The sequence below is a fragment of the Pseudomonas sp. GW821-FHT07G06 genome (assembly GCF_058986625.1).
In genome coordinates, this window is record NZ_JBYSVW010000010.1 from 185805 (window position 1) to 207260 (window position 21456).

Genomic DNA, 21456 nt, shown 5'->3' on the forward strand with positions numbered 1-21456 from the left:
TCTTGCTTTTGATTCTGGCGATCGTCCGGTCACAAAAGATCAAGTTCAAAAGATCGCAGCCTGCGGCAGCTCCTACAAGGGCGCGTCAAGGCTGTAGTGGTGGTTGACCCAAGGCATCTGTGATGAAATGCGACCCTAATATTTATCGCGCAGCGTCGCCATCACTCGCCGTGAAACCCCGTCTGGTTCGTCATTTGTTCCTGCCGCCACTGATCATCGCCATGATGATCGGCCTGGGCTATATCGGCTTCTGGATCAGTGAGCACTATGGCATTCGCAACCTCGGCGAAAACGGCCAGCGTCAGCTGGAACTGCACGCCCGTGCCGTCGAAAGCGAAATCAGCAAATACACCTACCTGCCCAGCCTGCTGGAGCTCGAAACCAGTGTTTCGCAGTTGCTGGCCGACCCGACCCCGGAACACCGGCAAACGGTCAACGATTACCTCGAAGGCCTGAACCGGCGCAGCCGCAGTCGGGCCATCTACGTGATGGACACCACCGGCCGCGTCATGGCCACCAGCAACTGGCGCGATGTCGACAGTTACCTGGGTGAAGACCTGTCCTTTCGCGCCTACTTCCAGAACGCCGTGCGCGGTCAGCCGGGGCGTTTCTACGGCATCGGCAGCACCAACGGCGAACCCGGTTACTACCTGGCCCACGGCCTGGAAGAACACGGCAAGATCATCGGCGTCGCGGTGGTCAAGGTTCGTCTGGAAGCCATGGAAGAACGCTGGCAACGCGCACGCCTGGAAGCCTTCGTCAGCGACGAGAACGGCATCATCATTCTCTCCAGCGATCCGGCTCGACGCTTGAAATCAGTGGTGCCGCTGAGCGAAGAAACCAAGGAAAAACTCGCCCGCAGCCTGCAGTACTACTGGTTCCCGCTCAACGAACTGCAGCCGCTGGCCCGGGAAACCCTGTCCGAAGGCGTGGAAAAACTCACGTTCCCGGCCAACAGTGAACTGCTGCTCCAACAAGATCGCGACGATGAAAACATCAGCTACCTGTCGCAAACCCGGCCCTTGAGCGATACGCCGTGGAATTTCACCCTGCTCACGCCGCTCCAGGACTTGCGCCGCGAAGCGATCAACCAGGGGATTCTGGTGGCCGTGGCGTTTGCCCTCTGCGCCTTTCTGTTGATCGCCTGGAACGAGCGGCGCAAGGTGATCGCCACCCGCCTCGCGGCCCGGGAAGCCTTGCAGGAAGCCAACAACCAGCTGGAGCGTCGGATTACCGAACGCACCACCGACCTGCGCGCCAGCAACGAACGGCTCAAAGGGCAGATCCGCGAACGCCGGCACGCCGAAGAGACCTTGCGCCGCGCCCAGGATGAATTGGTACAGGCCGGAAAACTCGCAGCCATCGGCCAGATGTCCACCAGCATCGCCCACGAACTGAACCAGCCGCTGGCGGCGTTGCGTACCTTGTCCGGCAATACCGTGCGCTTCCTCGAACGCGGCCAGCTCGACGTCGCCAGCACCAACCTCAAGACCATCAACGAACTGATCGACCGCATGGGCCGCATCACCGCCAGCCTGCGCTCGTTCGCCCGCCGCGGTGACGACAAGGGTCAGGCCTGCCTTGGCAAAGCGGTGGACGCGGCCCTGCAATTGCACGGCGCGCGGGTGGAAAACACCCCTCTGCAATTGCACCGCCATTTTGACGCGGTGCAGGTGCAAATCGACCAGACCCGCCTGGAGCAGATTCTGGTCAACCTGATCGGTAACGCCCTGGATGCGATGCAAGCACAGCCGCTGCCGGAGCTGTGGCTCGAAGGCGAAACCCTCGATGGCAAATACCGGCTGCGCGTGCGTGACAACGGCCACGGCATCGACGCCGAAGCGCGCAAGCACCTGTTCGAACCCTTCTTCACCACCAAACCCGGCGAACAGGGCCTGGGCCTTGGCCTGACCCTTTCCGCCAGTCTGGCCGCCGCCACCGGCGGTCACCTGGGTGTCGAGCACCCGGCCAGCGGTGGTACCGCATTCGTCCTCAGTTTACCGTTGGTAAGCCCCACTCCCGCCGAGCCAATATGAACAACGACCTTAGTGTATTGATCGTCGAAGACGACCCCCATGTGCTGCTCGGCTGCCAACAGGCGCTGACCCTGGAAGACATTCCCTGCATTGGCGTAGGCAGCGCCGAAGAAGCCCTGGAGCGGGTCGGCGACAACTTTGCCGGCATCGTCGTCAGCGACATCCGCCTGCCGGGCATCGATGGCCTGGAGTTGCTGACCCGGCTCAAGGAGCGCGACCGCAGCCTGCCGGTGGTGCTGATCACCGGTCACGGCGACATCTCCATGGCCGTCGATGCGATGCAGAAAGGCGCCTACGACTTCATGGAAAAGCCGTTCTCCCCGGAGCGCCTGGTGGACGTGGCCCGCCGCGCCCTCGAGCAACGCAGCCTGGCGCGGGAAGTGTCGTCGCTGCGCCGGCAACTGGCCGAGCGCGACTCCCTCGAAGGGCGGATCATCGGGCGCTCGCCGGCCATGCAGAACCTGCGGGAACTGATCGCCAACGTCGCCGATACGTCGGCCAACGTGTTGATCGAAGGCGAGACCGGCACCGGCAAGGAACTGGTCGCGCGCTGCCTGCATGATTTCAGTCGGCGGCACACCAAGCAGTTCGTCGCCTTGAACTGCGGCGGTCTGCCGGAGAACCTCTTCGAAAGCGAAATCTTCGGCCACGAAGCCAACGCCTTTACCGGTGCGGGCAAACGACGGATCGGCAAGATCGAACACGCCGACGGCGGCACGCTGTTCCTCGACGAAGTGGAAAGCATGCCCCTGCCCTTGCAGATCAAGCTGCTGCGGGTATTGCAGGAACGCACCCTCGAACGCCTCGGTTCGAACCAGAGCGTGGCGGTGGATTGCCGCGTCATCGCGGCGACCAAATCCGACCTCGTCGAGTCGAGCAAGGCCGGCGAGTTCCGCAGCGATCTGTACTACCGCCTCAACGTGGTGACCCTGGAACTGCCGCCGCTGCGCGAGCGCCGCGAGGACATCCTGCAACTGTTCGAACACTTTCTGCAGCAGTCGTCCCTGCGCTTCGACCGCGCGGTGCCGGAGCTGGACAACCAGACCGTTTCAAACCTGATGAGCCACGACTGGCCGGGCAACGTGCGTGAGCTGCGCAACGTGGCCGAGCGCTTTGCCCTGGGCCTGCCGGCGTTCAAGAAAACCGGTGCCGGCGGCAGCAATCAAGGCCTGGCTTTTGCCGAAGCGGTGGAAGCCTTCGAGCGCAACCTGCTCAGCGATGCCTTGCAACGCAGCGGCGGCAACCTGACCCAGGCCAGCCAGGAACTGGGCATGGCCAAGACCACGCTGTTCGACAAAGTGAAAAAGTACGGACTGAGCCATTGAGCAAAACCTGATCGCCCACGCCTTGTAGGAGCTGCCGAAGGCTGCGATCTTTTGATTTTCAAGATCAAAAGATCGCAGCCTCCGGCAGCTCCTACAGGAGATTGTGATCGGCCACCGGCTCGATCTGCGCCCAGTGCGAAGTGTCTTCACGATGCTCGCGCAAGTACGGCAACACCGCCGCCAGCAACGGCGCCTTGAACGCCTCCTGGAAACGATGGGCCAGGCCCGGAATCAAGACCAACTGACTGCCACGCAGATGCGCCGCCAGATGCACCCCGTGCATCACCGGCAGCAATGGGTCGGCCGTGCCATGCACCACCAGCGCCGGCACCCGCAACTGGTTGAGCAGCGCGACCCGGCTCGGCTCGGCGAGAATGGCCATGATCTGGCGTTTCACGCCCTCGGGATTGAACGCCCGGTCATAGGACTGCGCCGCCTGATGCAACAGCACCTGACGATCATCGCTCACCATCGGGCTGCCCAGCGCCGCCAGCAAGTCGGCCTGTTGTTCCAGGGCCACCTCGCGGTTCGGTGCGCCACGTCGCGCGAGTAATTGCACGAGCGCCGCACTCGGCGCCGGCAAGCCTTCGGCCCCGGAGCTGGTCATGATCAGGGTCAGGCTCTCGACCCGCTGCGGGGCCATGGCCGCCATGTGCTGGGCGATCATCCCGCCCATGCTGGCGCCCAACACGTGGAATTGATCGATGTGCAAGGCATCCATCAAGCCCAGGCCATCGTCGGCCATGTCGGTCAACGAGTACGGCGACGACACCGGCAAGCCGAGTTTGTAGCGCAGCACTTCGAACGTCAGGTTGGCTTCGGCCGGGGCTTGCCGCCAGGTCGACAGGCCGACATCGCGATTGTCATAGCGGATCACCCGGAACCCCTGCTGACACAGGGCGACCACCACCTCGTCCGGCCAGTGGATCAACTGCCCGCCCAGGCCCATCACCAGCAGCAAGGCCGGATCCGAGGCACGGCCGATGCTCTGGTACGCCAGGCTCACCTGGGCCAGATCCACCCGTTCGGTCGGAACGTTGACGTCACAACGCGAAGCCGCCAGGGACGGCAGGCCGAACAACAGCGCGGCCAGAAACATGATTCGTGAAAAGAATGCAGCACCCATGAAAAAACACCAAAACGCAGAACCCCAGTAGAGCGCGAGTCTGATGAAGTTTGTTCAAGCGCGCTGCCACAGTTCCATGACAGTTTGATGAAGAGCGCCGGGCGGTCGTCCGGCGTCACACCCGGCTTCGCGATAACTATGTACCGCCCGCCCTCCTGTCGACTGCCGCCTAATGCCCGTACCGCCGGCACGGCCCGGCTTTCTGGAGACTCATTGTCATGGTTGACGAAACCACCCCCCTTACGGCCGATTTCGGCCTCAACTACCCATTGCCCGCCAACCCGGACCAGGGCCTGAGCCTGAGCGCCTCGGCACGCTGGGAAGAATGCTGCGAGCAGTGGCTTAGCCTCATGGCGCAAAGCTCGCAAGCCCGGCTCGACACCGCTTGGTGGAGCGCACGTGCGCTCGGCACCGATCGCTCGCGTCGGGAACAAGCCATCCGCTTGTATCGCCAGCATTTCGAGGTGTCGAGCCAATGGGCGTTTGCCCAAGGCATCCTTGATGCCGGGCAGATCAAAACCTTACTGGCGCTCATCGACCCGCCAGCACAAACAACTACGCCTGACCAGCACCCCGTGTACGTCGAACAGTTGAATCTCAACGATGACAACGGTCTGTCTGCCCCGCTGTCGGGCGCGCTGGTCATCACCCGGGATACCGAGCAACCGGTCGCTCAGCTGTTGTACCTGCCGTCGCACTCATCCGTCTGGATGACCTTTCAAAGCCGGATTGAACTGGAGCGCTGGTTGACCGAGCATCAACCACAGCGGTTCGACCAGCCCCCGCTGTCGATGGACAAGGGCAGCGTCGGTTACACCGTCCTCGACAAGGCTGTGCTGCACACCGGCGCCGAAGCCCTGTTGTCCCGCTTGTCCACCGCTCCCACGGACCGGCCCGTCAATGCTGCCGTACTGGCCGCGCCCCCCGACCTGCCCCTTGTGGAGACTGACGACGACGCGGCCCTGTTCGGCCAGCTCAGTCCCGATATTCCCTTGGGCGTGAGGCACCGCGCGCTGGCACAACAACGCACGGCCCTGGAGAGTCTGCTCGGCGATGACTTTGCGGGGGATGCCAGGGATCCGCGCCTGCAACGCCTGCACCAGCAACTCGAAGCCCTCAGTGCCGCCGAGCAAGCCAGCAACGCCGCCGCGACGGCGCTACTGGACACCGCCGATGACCTCAAATGGCTGGAGTTGCGCCACCAGCCGGGTCCGCATTACGCCGCCCTGCACCAGGCACGCCAGGACGGTTTGCGCGCCGAAGCCGAACTGCAATTGAGCCTGAATCAGATCAACAGTGAAGAGCATCAATGGCTCATCAGTGTGCTGGATGCCCCCAACCAGCCCCGAGCGGCCGACCTGGTGGTCGCGCGGCTGGAACTGTCGGCAACCGACACCGAAGGCGACACCCGCCTCACACAAACCGAGGAACTGGACGGCGTTCTGCTGTTTGCCACCCCCTCGGCGCTGCTGGCCCATTCAACCGACAGCCTGTTGCTCTACTGGCCCGGACGCTTCGGTGGACTGCAACGGTTTGCCTCTCGACAGCTGCTGGAACAGTCGCTGTTCAAACGCCCGGTCAACGACCCTGCCCTGGCACTGCACATTTTGCCTCTGAGCAGCTCGCCGTTTGAATACGCCCTGCAAACCCAGCTCCACAGCTGTGAACAACAAGCGGCCCGGATCATCGCAGCCAATCCTGTTCCGCCTCGTACCGGCCAGCGTGCGGCCGAACTGGAAAAACTGCGCGAACAGACCCTCGCCTGCCTGACCGTCCCCCAATCCGCCGCCCGGGACTGGGTATACGCCCGCATCGTCGAGCAAAACCAGAGCAGTGCGCTGGCCGCTCAATTGCCGTCGTGGCATCGCGAACTGCCCGCCGTGCAGCGTGACCGGCTCAAGACGCTGCTCAAATCCTGTATCGCCGCGATGCAGCGCTCCCACGCGTGGTTCGAACGCGAACTGCCGCCACGGGAAGCCTTCGCCATCAAGGCTGTCGACGCCCGGCTGCGCGAGGAATTCGACCTCACTCAACCGCTTGAGGTGCTGCTCGACGTTCCCGATTCCACTCGGTGGCAGAAAGTGGTGATTGAAGGCGCCGCTCCGGGCACCCCTCAGCAAAATGTGCTGTTCGCCAGCGAGCAGCGCAGCAAGCTGTCCCTGGGTGAGCTGGCGCTGGGCAACATCGATCAGGAAATGTGGTGGCGACTGTCGTTCATGCAGGTCGAGGTCAGTGGTGCCGACGCCGCACAACAACAGAAACTGAAAAGCGCCATCACCACGCTCTGGCTGCGCAAGCTGGTCACCGAACTGGATCTGGCCGGGCAATATGAAAGGCTGATCCGCGAGACCTTTCTCGGCCCCCCGACGGCATCGACGTTCGCTAATGAATATCGGCGCGAATGCCTGAGTGAGCCGTGGCGCCTGATGCTTCGTCTGCAAGGCGAATTCGCCGAGCTGGCAAAGGACATCGATGCCAACGGCCGGCAAGTGCTGGAAATCGCCATCGACGCCAACAGCCGTGAAGCCTTTGCCAGCGACGGCAAGCGCATCGAGTTGCTGCCCGCGCACCTGACCGTGGGCGGCAAGGACACCCACGCCGAGGGACCGAGCACCTTGTCCGGCGTCACCTTTATCGTGGAGCACGTCAGCGGCCTGACCCTGCTCTATCTGCCCGACAGCCCCGACGGCGTTTATCTGCGCCAGTTCGACAGCCTTGAACAGGCACGGATGCGCCTGTTCAACGATTGCCTGCGCAGCTCGATGGTCAACTACCTGGCCGGCCGCGCCTTGACGGGGGATGTCGCCCACCACGTCAGCCGAATCAACCAGGCCCTATTGAAAAACTTCGACGGGCTGATCGGCGTCGGTATGCCCTGGCCAGCGAGCACATCTCTGGCAGCGCACCTGCTGAATGTGCACATGGGCCGTTTGCTGGAGGCCCATCGGGCGACCTCGCGCTCCAATGATGCGTTGTACCTGGAGCAGGTCGCCTTGAAGTCCGGCGCAATGTTCAACTACCTGAAAATGGCCGTGGGCATGCTGCCCTTCATCGGTGCGACCATCGCTCTGTACGACGCCTGGAACAGCGCCAACCTGGCGGTGGCGGCCTTCCTGCGCGGTGATGTCGGCCATGGCCTGGCCGAGGTGGAGGCGGTGCTGTTGTCGCTGATCGACGCGGTCATGGACATTCTCCCCGGCAGCACTGCCACCCCCGGAGTCGCCCGCATCGCCACGCGCAATCGTCAGTGGCGGGCGCTGGGCAAAAGTCCGCGGGCCTTGCAGGTATCGACGCAACGCCAGGCACGGCAGTCGCTGGAGCGCTTCAAGGGGTATGAATATGAAAAACCGATTTCCCTCGCGGGCCTGCAACCGGGCAGCGAAGGCATTTATCGCAACGTGTATCGCCACGCTGACGGCCATTTCATGGTCAGCCAGGGACGAATCTTTCGCATCGAGCTGGAAGGCGCACCACCCCGCTGGCGCTTGAGCGGCACCAGCAGCCGGACCTACAAACAGCCAGTCGCCCTCGATGAGTCGGGCCACTGGAACACCCACTACGCGGTATACGGCACCGTGATCGAAGGCGGCGGCGTGGGCGGTGGCGCAGTGCTCGGGCACATGGCCGACGGGCTTGACCCACTCTGGCCTGCCGCCATTCGCCGCTGGCTGCCGCGCTGGTGGACGGACCGCGCCTTGCGCCGGCAATTGACCCTGACCCATACCGCCGACGCCTACTCGATACGGCTCGATGCCCAGACCCGCAGCAGCAACACCCTGCTTGAGCACTACTTCGGCCTCGAACTCCAGCAGCGTCCGGCCCTTCGCGCCCGTGCCGATGTCGCCTGCACGAACGATATCGACCTTGCCCAGGCCCATTACCAGAGTCTCGACGAGCTGATGCTGTACAGCCATGGCCGCAAACGCGTGCAGATCGAAGACCTCCAAAGCTGCTGCGCCTGGATCATCGTCGACCGTTCGGTGCGGCGGATCGGCCTGACCAAGGAACGGCTGGTGGAACATCTGGACCGTATCGATCAGTTGATCGCCCGATCAGACACCACACCGCTCACCGATACCGCCGCGCACTTGCAGCTCATGGCGCAACGCAAGGAGGTCCGCAAAGACTTTCTCAAGGATTTCGAGCAGCTCCATACGGCGGTCGAGGAAGCCAATCGCTGGAACCGCCGGATCACTAACCGGACGCAAAAATCAAAGATGGCGCGGGACATGACGACCGTGAATGAGAAGTTCAGCGACGCCAATCACTTCTACCTGAAAACGGCGCACACACTGGAAATCATCACCCGTTATGACGCGGTGCCCGACCTGTCCTGGCTGTACTTCCACGTGCAATTGAAAGCAGTCCGCAACAAGGTCGGCCGCGCGTTGCTGACGCAACATCACCTACCCCAGGTGAACGCCAGCGTCAGCCAGCGCAGCAAAGTCCTCGAAGACTGCCTGGCCACCTATACCGAGTTCCGCCGTCAACTGGGCGCCTGGACCCTCGGCTATCCGCAGCATCTGGACCTGGAACAGGTCACCGCGTTTCTGGACAACCTGGACAAGGTTGAAGACTTTGCACGCCAAGCCATCAAGACGCGACCTTCGGTGGTGCCCAAAGAAGGCCGGCCCGGACAGCAACTGTTCGAGACCGAAGACAACCAGTTGCTGATCGGCATCGCCAGCACCGACGCCGTCACCCGGCAAAAGCGCTTCACCATCGAAGGGGTCGATGGCCACACGGAAACCTGGCTGCCACGCTCAAGCGGCAAATATCACCTCAGCGAGTCAACGGGCTCCGTGCAGCCGGAACTGCCGACCGATGTCGGGCCGCTACTGGCAGAAGCCAGGACCAGGCTGGAGGCGGCAAACGCCTACACCCGCAAAGTCGAAGGCTATGCGCGGCAGGACATGCGACCGGTCGACCTTGAGCACATGATGGGCAGCGAGGCCACGGAGTTGACCATGCGTGCCCGGGCCATCGAACGCTTGTCCCCCACCGATGCCGTAGCGCTGCAACTGCGCAATCGGGCGGATGAGATGTTGCGCACGGGGCGCACCCTGCGCATCAATCAAAGCATGAGCAGCAAAACCCCGACCGAAGGCTATCTGGACTATTTGGTTGAACAACGGGTGGTGGATATCCGCAAGGAAGGTGGCTTGCGTGACCTGGGCAAACGCGCCGACGGACGACGGGATTTCCTGCAGGAGTACGAAGTGCGCGACCTGCGCAGCGAATCGGCGCAAACCCTGTGGTACGCCCACTTCCACTACACCTCGGCCAAGCCTCAGTTCAGCGACTTCGTCAAAGGTCATCTGAAACTGCCGGAACAACGCAACCTCGGCCTGAAATGGCAGCAGGCCGTGGCCGCCAGTGGCGGTACGGTCGACGCGATCTGGCGCGGTGACATCGGAAAACCGCTGGGCAACAAACACTTTTCCACGCTGTAAACTGACAACGACGGGGCACGCAATGTGTCCCGTCGTGGACAGCGGCATCAACATGAGACAAACTCAATCTTTTCGGTTTATCTACAAGTTTTACTCATGGAGCCCCCGGTGCTTGAAATCCGTCACCTCAAGACCCTGCATGCCTTGCGTGAAGCCGACAGCCTGGTGGATGCGGCCGATCGCCTGCACCTGACCCAGTCGGCCCTGTCTCACCAGTTCAAGGAGCTGGAAGAGCGCATGGGCATGCCGTTGTTCGTGCGCAAGACCAAACCGGTACGCTTCACCAGTGCCGGTTTGCGCCTGCTGCAATTGGCCGACGCCACCTTGCCATTGCTGCGCGCCGCCGAACGCGACATCAGTCGCCTGGCCGGCGGCACCGCCGGGCGCCTGCACATGGCCATCGAATGCCACAGTTGCTTCCAGTGGCTGATGCCGACCATCGACCAGTTCCGCGATGCCTGGCCGGAAGTCGAGCTGGACCTGGCCTCGGGCTTCTCCTTCGCCCCACTGCCGGCCCTGGCCCGTGGCGACCTGGACCTGGTGGTGACCTCCGACCCGCTGGATCTGGCCGGGATTACCTATGTACCGCTGTTCACTTATGAAGCGATGCTGGCGGTGGCCAACCAGCACCGCCTGGCCGGCAAGGCCTATATCGTCCCCGAAGACTTGCTCCCGGAAACCCTGATCACCTACCCGGTGGAACGGGACCGGCTGGACATCTTCACCCGCTTCCTCGAACCCGCCGACATCGAACCGGCCCAGGTCCGCACCTCGGAGCTGACGGTCATGATGATGCAGCTGGTGGCCAGCGGTCGTGGCGTGTGCGGCATGCCCCATTGGGCGCTGCATGAATACAGTTCGCGGGGTTATGTGAAAGGCAAGCGGCTGGGTGAGAAGGGTTTGTTCGCCACGCTATATGCCGCGATCCGCGCCGACATGCTCGATGCACCGTACATGCGCGACTTCTTGCTGACGGCCAAGGACACGTCGTTTTCTACGTTGGATGGTGTGAGTGCGGTTCGATAGCGGTTGTTTGATCAACACCAAACAAATGTGGGAGCGAGCCTGCTCGCGATAGCGGTCTGTCTGCTGATGAAAGTGTGACTGACCAATCGCCATCGCGAGCAGGCCCGCTCCCACAGGGGATCTGCGGTGACTTCAGAGCTCGCGCCACATGTGGATCTTGTCGAAGTAGTCCTCCCCTACCCGCACGGCCATCGGTTCCAGGCCGAACTGGACGAAACCGCAGCGCCGGTAGAGGTTGAACGCGGCATCGTTGCCGGCGGTGACGGTCAACTGGATCAGGCGCAAACCCGCATGGTGCTGCGCCTCGGTCAGTGCTGCCTGAACCAGTTGATAGCCGAGCCCACGCTGGCGAACCGTTTTCGAGACGTACATGCCAAACAGCGTCACCTTGTGCCGGGCCTTCTCCCGAGGCTCGAAGGCAAGGCCGACAATGCCGGCCAACCGGCCGTCCTCGAATGCCCCGAGCACCACGTCCAGCTTGCTCGTCAGGCGCGACTCCCACCAGCCCAGCGGCATCGCCGCCCGCTCACGCACACTCGAGGTAAAGGCCTGCGGGTGCAGATCGTAGGCTTCGAGCATCAGCGCCCGATAGTCCAGGGCATGGCTGGCATCCAGTCGCTCGATCCACATGCTCAGGCCATCCGTTTTTGCTCAAGCATCAGCCGCAGCGCCAGTGCCGACAACACAAAGCCCATGAAATAGCGCTGCATCGCCAGCCAGGTCGGATTGTTGACGAACCACGAGGCGATACCCGCGGCAAACATGGCGATCAGCAGGTTGACGCAGAAACTGACGCTGATCTGGGTCAGGCCGAGGATGAGGCTCTGACTGAACACCGAGCCATGCTCCGGCGTGATGAACTGCGGAAACACCGACAGATAGAACACCGCGATTTTCGGGTTCAGGGCACTGGTCAGAAAGCCCATGGTGATCAGCTTGCGCGACGAATCCGGGGGTAACTGCCGGGCCTCGAACGGCGAGCGCGCACCGGGTTTGACCGCCTGCCAGGCCAGCCACAACAGGTACAGCGCACCGGCCCACTTCAACACCTCATAGGCCATCGGCACCGCCAGGAACACCGCGGTCAAACCGGCGGCCGCAGCAAACAGGTGCACGAAAAAACCCGCGACCACACCGAGCAAGGAGATTACCCCGGCCTTGCGCCCCTGGCAGATCGAACGGGAGATCAGGTAGATCATGTTCGGCCCCGGCGTCAGTACCATCAGCAACGCGGCAGCGGCAAAAATCAGCAGGTCTTGAAGCGGGATCATGGGCGAGGTCCTTTGCGTGATGATCAGGCGATCGCAGTCAGCGATGCTCGATAAAACGGCAGGATCAGGTCCCTTGTCAATGGCGCAAGAACGACACCACCCTCGGTGGCCGGGTCGATCCAGATCACCTCTTCGATCTCCGCCGCCGGAGTGACATCCGAATCAATGTTCAGTTGGAAGAGCTCGGCGTGTACGACAAAACCCGGCTCGTTGGCCGCCGGTGCCGAGAAGGGACCGAGGTAAACGGCCTGCGCCGGGTCGATGTCCAGACCCAATTCTTCTTCCAGCTCCCGGGCCAGCGCATGAACCGGCAATTCATGGGGTTCGATCTTGCCACCCGGCTGCATGAACGCCGTGGTGCCACGCTTGCGCACCAGCAGCGTGCGGCCATCGGGGCCGATCAACAGGGCTGCGGCGATGTGGATGGTCCGGGAGGCAGGCATGGAAAACGTCGTCATAAACAGAAGGCCTTTAACTCAAAAACGCCAAGGATCACATGTCCGCCAGCCGAGATCAAAAACCTCCTGTAGGAGCTGCCGCAGGCTGCGATCTTTTGATCTTGATCGCAAAAATCAAAAGATCGCAGCCTGCGGCAGCTCCTACACGGGGGTATTACGTGGCTTCCTGAAAATCCATCTCCGGCGGCTGCCGACGGAAACCGCCGGTCAACACCGCCAGGTACACCACGCCAATCGCCAGCCAGCTCAACCCCAGATAAACCGCCAGGTGATCGAGGCTGACCATCAGCCACAAATCCGCTGCCAGGCCGATGAACGGAAACAGCAGGAACAGCACGAATTCGCGCAGGCCTTTTTTGTCGCCACCGATCCAGTAATGGAAGATCACCGACAGGTTGACCAGGCTGAACGCCAGGAACGCACCGAAGTTGATGAACGAGGTCGAGGTGGTGACATCCAGTTTCAGTGCCAGCAACGCCACCACCGCGCACAGCAGGATGCTGTTGATCGGCGTGCCGAAGCGTTCGTGCAGGGTGCCGAAAAACGACTTCGGCAGCACGCCATCGCGGCCCATGGCGTACAGCAACCGTGAACCGCTGGCCTGGGCCGACAGGCCCGAAGCAAACTGGCCGACGATCAGGCCGATCAGGAAAATCGAGACGAACAGGTCACCGCCGATGTTGCGGGCAATTTCATAGGCCGCCGAGTCGACACTCTCGAACTGGAACGACGGATGAGCGATCTGCACGAAGTACGACACGCCGACGAAAATCAGCCCGCCGATCAGGGTGATCAACATGATTGCCCGGGGGATGGTACGGCGTGGATCGCGGGTTTCTTCAGTCAGGGTGCTGACGGCGTCGAAGCCGAGGAACGAGTAGCAGGCGATGGCCGCGCCGCTCATGATCAGCGGCATCTGCATGTCGCCATTGAAGAAGGGCTTGATCGACCACAACGGCGTGCTTGCATCACCACCGACGTAATGCACGCACAGCGCGACGAAGGCGATCAGCACCAGGAACTGCACCAGCATCAGCAGGGCGTTGATGCCGTTGGCCAGTTTCAGGCCAACGATATTGATCGCACTGGTGATGCCGATGAATGCCAGCACCCAGACCCATTGCGGCACCGCCGGGAACGCGGAGTTGAGGTAGGCTGCGCCGATCAGCCAGATCGCCATCGGCAAAAACAGATAATCGAGCAGCACGGCCCAACCGGCGATGAACCCGAGTTTCGGGCTGATGGCCTTGCGCACATAGCTGTAGGCCGAGCCGGCCACCGGGAAGGCCGAGGCCATGCGGCCGTAGCTCATGGCGGTGAAGAACATCGCCACCAGCGCCGCGAGGTACGCGGCCGGCACCATGCCGGCGGTGGATTGAGCGAGGATGCCAAAGGTGCCGAGCACAATGATCGGCGTCATGTAGGCGATGCCAAACAGCACCACCGCCCCCAGTGACAGGGTGCGTTGCAAACGAGCCATGAGCGACTACTCCGAATTTTATTGGATTTATGGCAGAGCCGGGTTTTTCGCGGTTGTTAAAAGATCGCAGCCTGCGGCAGCTCCTACATTGATCGCATTCCCCTGTAGGAGCTGCCGCAGGCTGCGATCTTTTGATCTTCAGCCCTTGGGAATCATCAGCTCGCGCAATCCGCAAGCATGCTCAATCACCTCCCCCGGCAACCTCAGCCGCTGATCATCCAGGTACCGATAATCCTGACGCGCCGCCGTCAACTGCTTCAGGTCCAGCTCAACGGCAAACTGCCCCTCCTCGCGCCCGGCCTCGAACAGCAGCGTGCCCAGCGGATCAACCAGCGCACTGCCACCGGCAAACAACAAACCGCCATCCCCCTCTTCCACCCGGTTGACCATCAGCGCAAACGCCTGGTTTTCCTGGGCGCGGGCCATGATGGCGGTGCGGTGGGTCGAGCCGTAGGGGTCCATGTTGCCGTTGGTGACGATCAACAGCTCAGCGCCCAGTTGCGCCAGGGCGCGGGCGCTTTCGGGGAATTCGATGTCGTAGCAAATCAGCAGGCCCACGCGCACCCCGTTCCACAGACAGGTGGCGTAGCGATCACCCGCCTCGTACACACCGCGATCCGAGGCCCACAAGTGCGTCTTGCGGTACTTCAGCGCGATGCCTTCAGGGGTGATCAGCAGCGTGGTGTTGTAGAAGCGACCGTTGTCTTTTTCGGCCATGCCGATGGCCACGGCGATATTGCGTTCGCGGGCGGCGGCGATTACCGCGCTGACGGACGGACCGTCCAGCGGTTCGGCGACATCGGCCACGGACTCTGCCGAAGGGAAGCCCATCAAATGACCTTCGGGGAACAGGATCAGCTGCGTGTCGGCAGCGCACCTGGCGATGGCCGCCAGGGTGCGTTGGAGGTTGTAGGCCGTGTCGTTGTCACGGCCTGCCAATTGGGCGAGTTCGACCTTCATGGGTATTCCTTGTTGTGGCCCGGGCGGCAGAAAGATTGCCCGGTCGGTGTCTGTGCGCCAGTATGCGCAGCAAGCAACCGGGCGGGGAATCACGCCGCTGGGGTAACACGATAGGGGTAGATGCATGACACTCTCGTTGGACGACATCGCCTGGCACCGCTCGGTGGGGCAACTGATCGACGCCCTGGACAAGCCCAATTTCTGGACCCAGCTGGTACGTTTGCTGGATCAGTACGTGCCCTTCGACAGTTGGGTGGCCCTGCTTTTCAGCGCCGATCAGCGCCCGCAGGTATTTGCCGAATGCCCTGGCGAGGACGGCAGCCCCGATCAGTTGTTCCAGGATTACCTGCGCGGCCTGTACCTGCTCGACCCCTTCTACATCGCCTGCCGCGAGCAGTCGCGCACCGGGCTGTATCGTCTGTCGGAAGTGGCCCCGGAGCACTTCGAGCTGACCGAGTATTACCAGCGCTACTTTCGTCTGAATGTGGTGGCCGACGAAATCCAGTTCAATTGTCAGCTCGAAGGCGACCGCACGCTGTGCCTGTCCCTGGGCAGCACGCAACGCTTCAGCGGCCAGCAGATCGCCTTGTTGTCGCTGATCCAGCCATGGGTGCTCGGCCTGTTGCGCCAGCGTCTACCCTATGAAATCGATGAAGCGGTGGCCTTGGCCCCCGCACCGCCGCAAGCTGACTGGCGGGTGCAACTGGAGGCTTCGGTGCAGCAGCTCAAGGGCGCGCAGTTGACGGCACGGGAGCTGGATGTCGGGCGCCTGATGCTCAGCGGTTGCTCCAGTAAAGAAATCGCCCGTAAGCTGGAAATCTCTGTCGAAACCGTGAAAGTCCACAAGAAACACATGTACAGCAAGCTGGGGATCAAATCCCAGTCCGAGCTGTTTTCGATTTTTCTCCAGGCACAAAATGCCTGAAAAGATCGCAGCCTTCGGCAGCTCCTACATGGATCGCATTCCCCTGTAGGAGCTGCCGAAGGCTGCGATCTTTAAAACTCAAGGAAACCGTATGAGCCTGTCACTCCTGAGCCGCTACGCCTTCTTTGCCGTCTGCGTAATCTTCACCCTCGCCAGCCTGCCCTTTCTTGACTATGACTGGCTCTGGCCGATCAGCGCCGTCACCGGCGTCCTCAGCCTGATCGGCCTGTTCGATCTGCTGCAAAGCCCCCACGCGGTGCGGCGCAATTACCCGATCCTCGGCAATATCCGCTACCTGGTCGAAGGCATCCGCCCGGAAATCCGCCAGTACCTGCTCGAGTCCGACAGCGACGCCCTGCCCTTCTCCCGGGCCCAGCGCTCGCTGGTTTATTCCCGGGCCAAGAACGAAACCGCCGACAAACCCTTCGGCACACTGATCGACGTGTATCAGTCGGGTTTCGAATTCATCGGCCACTCCATGCGCCCGGCACCGTTGAGCGACCCGAGCAGTTTCCGCGTCACCGTCGGCGGCCCGCAGTGCACCCAGCCGTATTCGGCGTCGGTGTTCAACATTTCAGCCATGAGTTTCGGTTCCCTCAGCGCCAACGCCATCCGCGCGTTGAACCAGGGCGCCAGGCTCGGCAATTTCGCCCATGACACCGGCGAAGGCAGCATCAGCCCTTATCATCGGGAACACGGCGGTGACCTGACCTGGGAACTGGGCAGCGGTTACTTCGGCTGCCGCACCAGCGACGGTCGCTTCGACCCGGAACGCTTCGCCGCGCAAGCCCGCACGCCACAGGTGCGGATGATCGAAATCAAGATTGGCAAAAAGTTATATTGTCAATATGGTGACCTTAAATTTCGCGCAATTTTTTTCGCTAAGACCCTTGCTTTCAACCAAAAAAATCGATTTCTCCAATTTTTTGTTAGATTTATCAGATCAACAAAAATTGAAAGAACCTGCTATTACTGTTGACCTCCACCGCCACTTCATTCAACGCATCAGCCCAATCCATTCGCAGGCGGCGCTCCTCACTGCAACACGGTCGGCAGTTTTTCCAAACGAAGAATTCAGAAGCAGGCTCAGATAATCTTAGGCCCATAATTGTCCAACGCTCGGTGCCGCGCCGCTCTTAAAATGACCTGGATTGTTCTAGGCCGTTGAGGAGCGTGAGAGCGAAAGTTTTCGCATGCTGAATTTTTTTGAAAGCTAAGCTATCAAGACTGCTGTATTTTGTCGTCGTAGGGCGTCAAGAAGATTAAGGGCATTCTGTGCGACGCACATGTATCAACGGCTTCACGGGTGGTGGTAAGGCTCAAGCACTTGCTTCCGGAATCGAATCCGCAAAAGCACGGGTCACCGGGCCTATCAATATGATTGCGGATCCGCCAATCCTTGGTCTGAGTCTTTTCTCAGCAAGGAATAGATCGCAAAAAAAAGAAGAACTTCTTTGCAACTCAAGTTATTGAGTATCAGATCGGTGGGGGCGTTGAGTTGGAATTGATTGCTTTTGCCCTTATTTTTTTATCCAGTTTTGGACTTTTTTCACTAAAACTTGACCGAACGCACCAAGTCAGTGCCAAAATGTGAAAAGCCACCTAAGCCCAAGGGCAAGATGGCTTTTTTGCATAAGCGATTTGCATACAACCGCTGAACGGGAGCGCATAAGCTGAATGTTCCGACGTGCAGCCCCCCTACTACGACGGGCACCTCTAATGATGGAACGAGGTTCGATCGATGTGTGAAAAAGAGCGGTGGATTGTCAAATACCACAATACCGCCGACGGCAGTGGCGACGTTATCGTTAATCTCCCGCCCGACCTCCTTGCAAAATTCGGTTTAAATTTGGGGGATGCGCTAACCGTCGAGGTCATCAATGGCGCGATAGTCTTGACGCCCAAGTCCAATACGACTACCTCTGCCTGAAACCATTGTGATCACTGGCGAAGGTGCTCGTTCCACTAGTGCGGCATGAACTTACAGTATTACTCCGAATGATTTTCAACCTTCGCAACAGGTCCGTCCCCGTCCCCATCTGCAGTTCAAAACACACACAATCGCGCTATTGAACGTACCTCGATAAACGGTGCGTAGTAAATCGGCAGTCACTTCAGAAAGACATGTAGTGTGTTCGTCAACGCTAGCGACGAACGGTCAAGCCAGCAAAAATATCTCTATCGCATATATTGTAGAATGTGCACTTAGATTGGTTATCCGCTACTTAGATTCCTGGAGCTATGAGTGATGCTCGTTTACGACCCTATAGAGAAAAAAGTAAGGATCCTTGGTCTCATGCCGAAATCGACGCCCCCTGCTTCGTTGCCACTATAACCTCGCTTCAGACCAGAGAGAGGAACAGGGCTGCATTACTTCGGTGTGCTTATTCGTTGAAGGAGTTCGTATTAACTGTAAAAGGTGTCGAAATTAAACACATCCATATGATGTGCCCGCCGTCACTCAGCGGAAAAAACCATTGGCTTATGGAAGAGCTCATAAGCGTAACGAGTTACACCGGACTGGAGTCATTAGAAGGCTGCGTTGTCTATCGAACGAAAGAATCAGTTTACAAAATTGGCGAATTTGATCTAAGGCAGAAAAAAATATCGCGAATTCTCTACTCCTTGCCGCACCTTCAGGGGCAAAATCCTGAGCCATTGTCCGCCCCTGCAGAGCAGGTGACCACAGAACTCTTCGGCCAGCTCGGATGAGTGCCCAATCAGCCAGAACTGTGGAAACGGATTTTTCCCCGCTCGGCAGTGCCGGCCCGTAAAAATCTCTATAGCGTATAGAGATTTTCTTTCAAGCAAGGCCTTATAGTTCCTTTTGCGGACAAGCAAATGGAACTCAGAGAATCCTTTGGCGAAACGGTCAGATCCATTCGACGGAGCAAAGGCCTTGCCCAAGGAGAAATTGGCACAAATCAAGGCTTTATCAGTGAGCGTGAAAGTGGGCTGAAGGCCCCTACGTTACCAAAAATTGCTGAAATCGCTAAAAAACTGGGCCTTCACCCAATCACACTTCTTACTGCCACATATGAAACTATGGGACCAGAAAATGCCGATGAGCTATTGGCTAAAGTAACTTTGGAACTTGAGCAATTACGACACCAAAAAATTGATACACACAAGTAATATAATCGCTACCACCACAGCAACGCTTGACTGCGCATTCAAACCAAAACACTCAGAAACCTGGATACTCGCAGTATTGATCTTTGCATATGAGTTAGCGCTGTTAGCAGTGCTGCTCTCGACACTTCAAAACTTATTGATAGCGCATCACCTCTTGGAGCTCACCTATTCACGTCTCCCGCCAGCCTACCAATCGGCTCTATAGCAGCACCAGACTGCAGTGCAGCATTCAAAAACCGGTGGGCTTGTTGAGATCTGTTACTCAGCACTTGTTGTGCTTCGGAAATATATTGCTCCTTCAACAACCACTTTGCAGTTTTAACTTTTCGCTTTCCTTTCATACCCGCCTCTCATATTAAGAAGATCGGTAGACCAAGATTTCAGCCCTCCGAAAATTACTCTATTAAACGCCTACCGCCCTCGAAATACATAGTACAATCGCAGCGCAAGCCACTCCTCTGCCTGAAGGTCTGGCGGCGAAAGCAGCCCTTTGGGACTGGTGCGTGTGTTCTGGACGATGGGTTACAAGTCCTCAGGGCCCAGATAGCTGATAGCCAACTCCCTAACATCTTGGCCGGCTTTGACCGACAACAACCCTTTATGCGCGATATTGATTTGGGACTGAAACCGGCTAAGCGGACTACCGTCGCTACTCAGTACCTGAACTTGTCCATTCCAGTGATGTAGCTGCACAGCGGTTCCAGGAAGTGGTGGGATACCCCTCCAAACCACTTCACCACGATAGCTACGATTCGCCCAAACTTGACGTTCTTGCGGCTCGAACCCATCTGTGAATTCAATCCACAGCTGTCTCGTTTCGGGGGTTGGCCAATCTGGGAGTGAGCTGAATAGATCGAGCTCCGCGGAACGGAGCCATTGGCGAAGCCCTTGGCTGTTATCAAAGGTTGCATTTGTATCGGTAACCGCTTTGATTGCCGCCAACCGAGAACTAAATCCCGCCTGGATTAGAAGGGACGCGGCGCGATTTAACGTACCTGTTTCGACGGCAGCGACTGCCAAGCTAAGCTCAAAATCATCCATTGCCAAACCGGATACTGTATCGCCATTAGCTTGAGCCCTGACTCGAATTGCTTCCATGGCCCATGGCAGACGATAAACGAGACCGTTCTCAATGAAACGCATGGTTTCGGCAGCTTGTTCAGCGGTGCCACTGGTCAGCGCTTCGCCTTGAGGCCATTTACGAAGAAGATCCCGCCAATTCGCAGGCAATACATCAGGTTTGAAAGGATAGAAAGTGAAGACGTGTTCGGCTATGGCGGTGAGCGCTAGAACCGCAGCAGCGTCATCTTTTTGAAGTATTTGAGCGTTAGCTGTAATCAGTAGCGGATTGAGCGTATCCGCCCAAGCATCCAGAGTTTGACCAGTAGTCAACCCAATGCCCGCCAAGAAGTAGCCCCGACGCTGCGTGACGGTAGTTTGCCCCCAAATGAGCTCTGCCCGCGATTTGAGGCCAGCTTGCAAAGCTCGCTGTTCATGCTCATTGCGTCGAAGTAATCGACGCTGCCAGAGTGATGATTGCAAAATATCGTCAAGAGCTGACTCGATATTATGATCCTCAACTTCATTCTCCCCGAGTAAGCTCAGGACTGCTGTGTCGAACGTGGCCCCCTAGCAACCATGACCGGCAGTGAACGGCAATAAACGGTCATTGGTCGAATGCTGACTACGTCTCCGTTCCGTCAATCGAACAACGCTTTGCAAGGTGTTGCGTAACTGCGCTAGCTGGGCTTCGAGGGTGTCAGTGCACGCCTGCTCGGCAATGGCACTGCGCAGTGACTCGGCCTGTTCCCCCTCCAACCGCTGCTGACTGTCCTGCAGTGTGTGGCATTGTTCCCCTGCTCCGGCGTGCCTGCTCCAGCTGCTCCACCAGGGCCCTGCGCGTGCATCTGGGCAGCGCTGAGCTGTTCGCGCGCCAGGCCCAATTCTTTTTGCCCGGCTGCCAGTATCTGCTGCAGGGCCTGAAGACGACCGTTGGCCTCCTTGAGTTGGGTCGCCAGGTCCTTACTCTCTTCCTGGGCCCGGTCGATCTCGCGGTACGCCCGGTCCTCGACGTCGCGGGTGTAGCGCTGCTGGTCAATGCGGGCGTGTTCCGCCTGCTACCGACTGTCCTGTAGTTGCAGCCGCGGCGGCGCTCATCGCCGCCGTACCGCAGCCAACGCCATGTGCAGTTACCGCAGCGCCCTCGCGTATTTTGTTCGCGCACCTCTTCGCGCAGCCCGAGAAACTCCGCGCGATGCTGG

Annotated in this window: 14 protein-coding genes and 1 pseudogene; 8 read left to right on the forward strand and 7 right to left on the reverse strand. The window is 59.7% G+C overall.

Annotated features, from left to right (window positions below; translation table 11 throughout):
• The first annotated feature begins 122 nt into the window (after nt 1–122).
• The gene (aauS, locus tag AC3WJW_RS18530) at nt 123–2036 is read left to right on the forward strand and encodes a two-component sensor histidine kinase AauS (RefSeq protein WP_493726913.1); all 1914 of its coding nucleotides are present in this window, start codon (nt 123–125) and stop codon (nt 2034–2036) included.
• The gene (aauR, locus tag AC3WJW_RS18535; RefSeq protein ID WP_493726914.1) at nt 2033–3361 is read left to right on the forward strand and encodes a two-component response regulator AauR; all 1329 of its coding nucleotides are present in this window, start codon (nt 2033–2035) and stop codon (nt 3359–3361) included. Before aauS ends, aauR begins: the two co-directional genes overlap by 4 nt.
• Nucleotides 3362–3452: 91 nt before the next feature.
• Here aauR and AC3WJW_RS18540 read toward each other — a convergent pair whose 3' ends face one another.
• Complete coding sequence (locus tag AC3WJW_RS18540; RefSeq protein ID WP_493726915.1) at nt 3453–4487, reverse strand: alpha/beta fold hydrolase; 1035 nt, start codon at nt 4485–4487, stop codon at nt 3453–3455.
• Nucleotides 4488–4705: 218 nt separating this feature from the next.
• Between AC3WJW_RS18540 and AC3WJW_RS18545 the strand changes: the two genes are divergently transcribed.
• Together AC3WJW_RS18545 and metR are read left to right on the forward strand one after the other, a co-directional pair.
• On the forward strand, nt 4706–9940 hold the full coding sequence (locus AC3WJW_RS18545; protein ID WP_493726916.1) for a dermonecrotic toxin domain-containing protein: 5235 nt from the start codon (nt 4706–4708) through the stop codon (nt 9938–9940).
• 108 nt (nt 9941–10048) lie between these two features.
• Nucleotides 10049–10966: a transcriptional regulator MetR gene (gene metR, locus AC3WJW_RS18550; protein ID WP_008000240.1), complete on the forward strand. Its 918-nt coding sequence runs from the start codon at nt 10049–10051 to the stop codon at nt 10964–10966.
• A gap of 132 nt (nt 10967–11098) precedes the next feature.
• Here the strand turns inward: metR and AC3WJW_RS18555 are convergent, their stop codons facing one another.
• The 5 genes from AC3WJW_RS18555 to AC3WJW_RS18575 all read right to left on the reverse strand — a co-directional run bounded on the left by AC3WJW_RS18555 (nt 11099) and on the right by AC3WJW_RS18575 (nt 15135).
• A complete protein-coding gene (locus AC3WJW_RS18555; RefSeq protein WP_493726917.1) occupies nt 11099–11596 on the reverse strand; it encodes a GNAT family N-acetyltransferase in 498 nt (165 codons plus the stop codon).
• A 2-nt stretch (nt 11597–11598) separates the two neighbouring features.
• On the reverse strand, nt 11599–12237 hold the full coding sequence (locus AC3WJW_RS18560) for a LysE family translocator (protein ID WP_493726918.1): 639 nt from the start codon (nt 12235–12237) through the stop codon (nt 11599–11601).
• A 23-nt stretch (nt 12238–12260) separates the two neighbouring features.
• Entirely contained in the window at nt 12261–12695 is a 435-nt protein-coding gene (locus tag AC3WJW_RS18565; RefSeq protein ID WP_493726919.1) for an NUDIX hydrolase, read from the reverse strand.
• A gap of 154 nt (nt 12696–12849) precedes the next feature.
• Nucleotides 12850–14175, reverse strand: a complete 1326-nt coding sequence (locus tag AC3WJW_RS18570) for an APC family permease (RefSeq protein WP_493726920.1) — start codon at nt 14173–14175, stop codon at nt 12850–12852.
• A gap of 138 nt (nt 14176–14313) precedes the next feature.
• The gene (locus AC3WJW_RS18575; protein ID WP_493726921.1) at nt 14314–15135 is read right to left on the reverse strand and encodes a carbon-nitrogen hydrolase family protein; all 822 of its coding nucleotides are present in this window, start codon (nt 15133–15135) and stop codon (nt 14314–14316) included.
• A gap of 124 nt (nt 15136–15259) precedes the next feature.
• Here AC3WJW_RS18575 and AC3WJW_RS18580 point away from each other — a divergent pair, with 124 nt between their 5' ends.
• From AC3WJW_RS18580 to AC3WJW_RS18590, 3 genes and pseudogenes are all read left to right on the forward strand, one after another.
• The gene (locus tag AC3WJW_RS18580) at nt 15260–16060 is read left to right on the forward strand and encodes a helix-turn-helix transcriptional regulator (protein WP_493726922.1); all 801 of its coding nucleotides are present in this window, start codon (nt 15260–15262) and stop codon (nt 16058–16060) included.
• Nucleotides 16061–16151: 91 nt separating this feature from the next.
• Nucleotides 16152–16892 (forward strand): annotated as a pseudogene (locus tag AC3WJW_RS18585) (glutamate synthase-related protein); the annotation flags it as partial.
• A gap of 2009 nt (nt 16893–18901) precedes the next feature.
• Nucleotides 18902–19195: a helix-turn-helix domain-containing protein gene (locus AC3WJW_RS18590; RefSeq protein ID WP_493726923.1), complete on the forward strand. Its 294-nt coding sequence runs from the start codon at nt 18902–18904 to the stop codon at nt 19193–19195.
• 522 nt (nt 19196–19717) lie between these two features.
• Here AC3WJW_RS18590 and AC3WJW_RS18595 read toward each other — a convergent pair.
• The gene (locus AC3WJW_RS18595) at nt 19718–20737 is read right to left on the reverse strand and encodes a hypothetical protein (protein ID WP_493726924.1); all 1020 of its coding nucleotides are present in this window, start codon (nt 20735–20737) and stop codon (nt 19718–19720) included.
• A gap of 359 nt (nt 20738–21096) precedes the next feature.
• On the opposite strand from AC3WJW_RS18595, the gene AC3WJW_RS18600 reads away from it, so the two are divergent.
• Entirely contained in the window at nt 21097–21330 is a 234-nt protein-coding gene (locus tag AC3WJW_RS18600) for a hypothetical protein (RefSeq protein ID WP_493726925.1), read from the forward strand.
• Nucleotides 21331–21456: the final 126 nt, after the last annotated feature.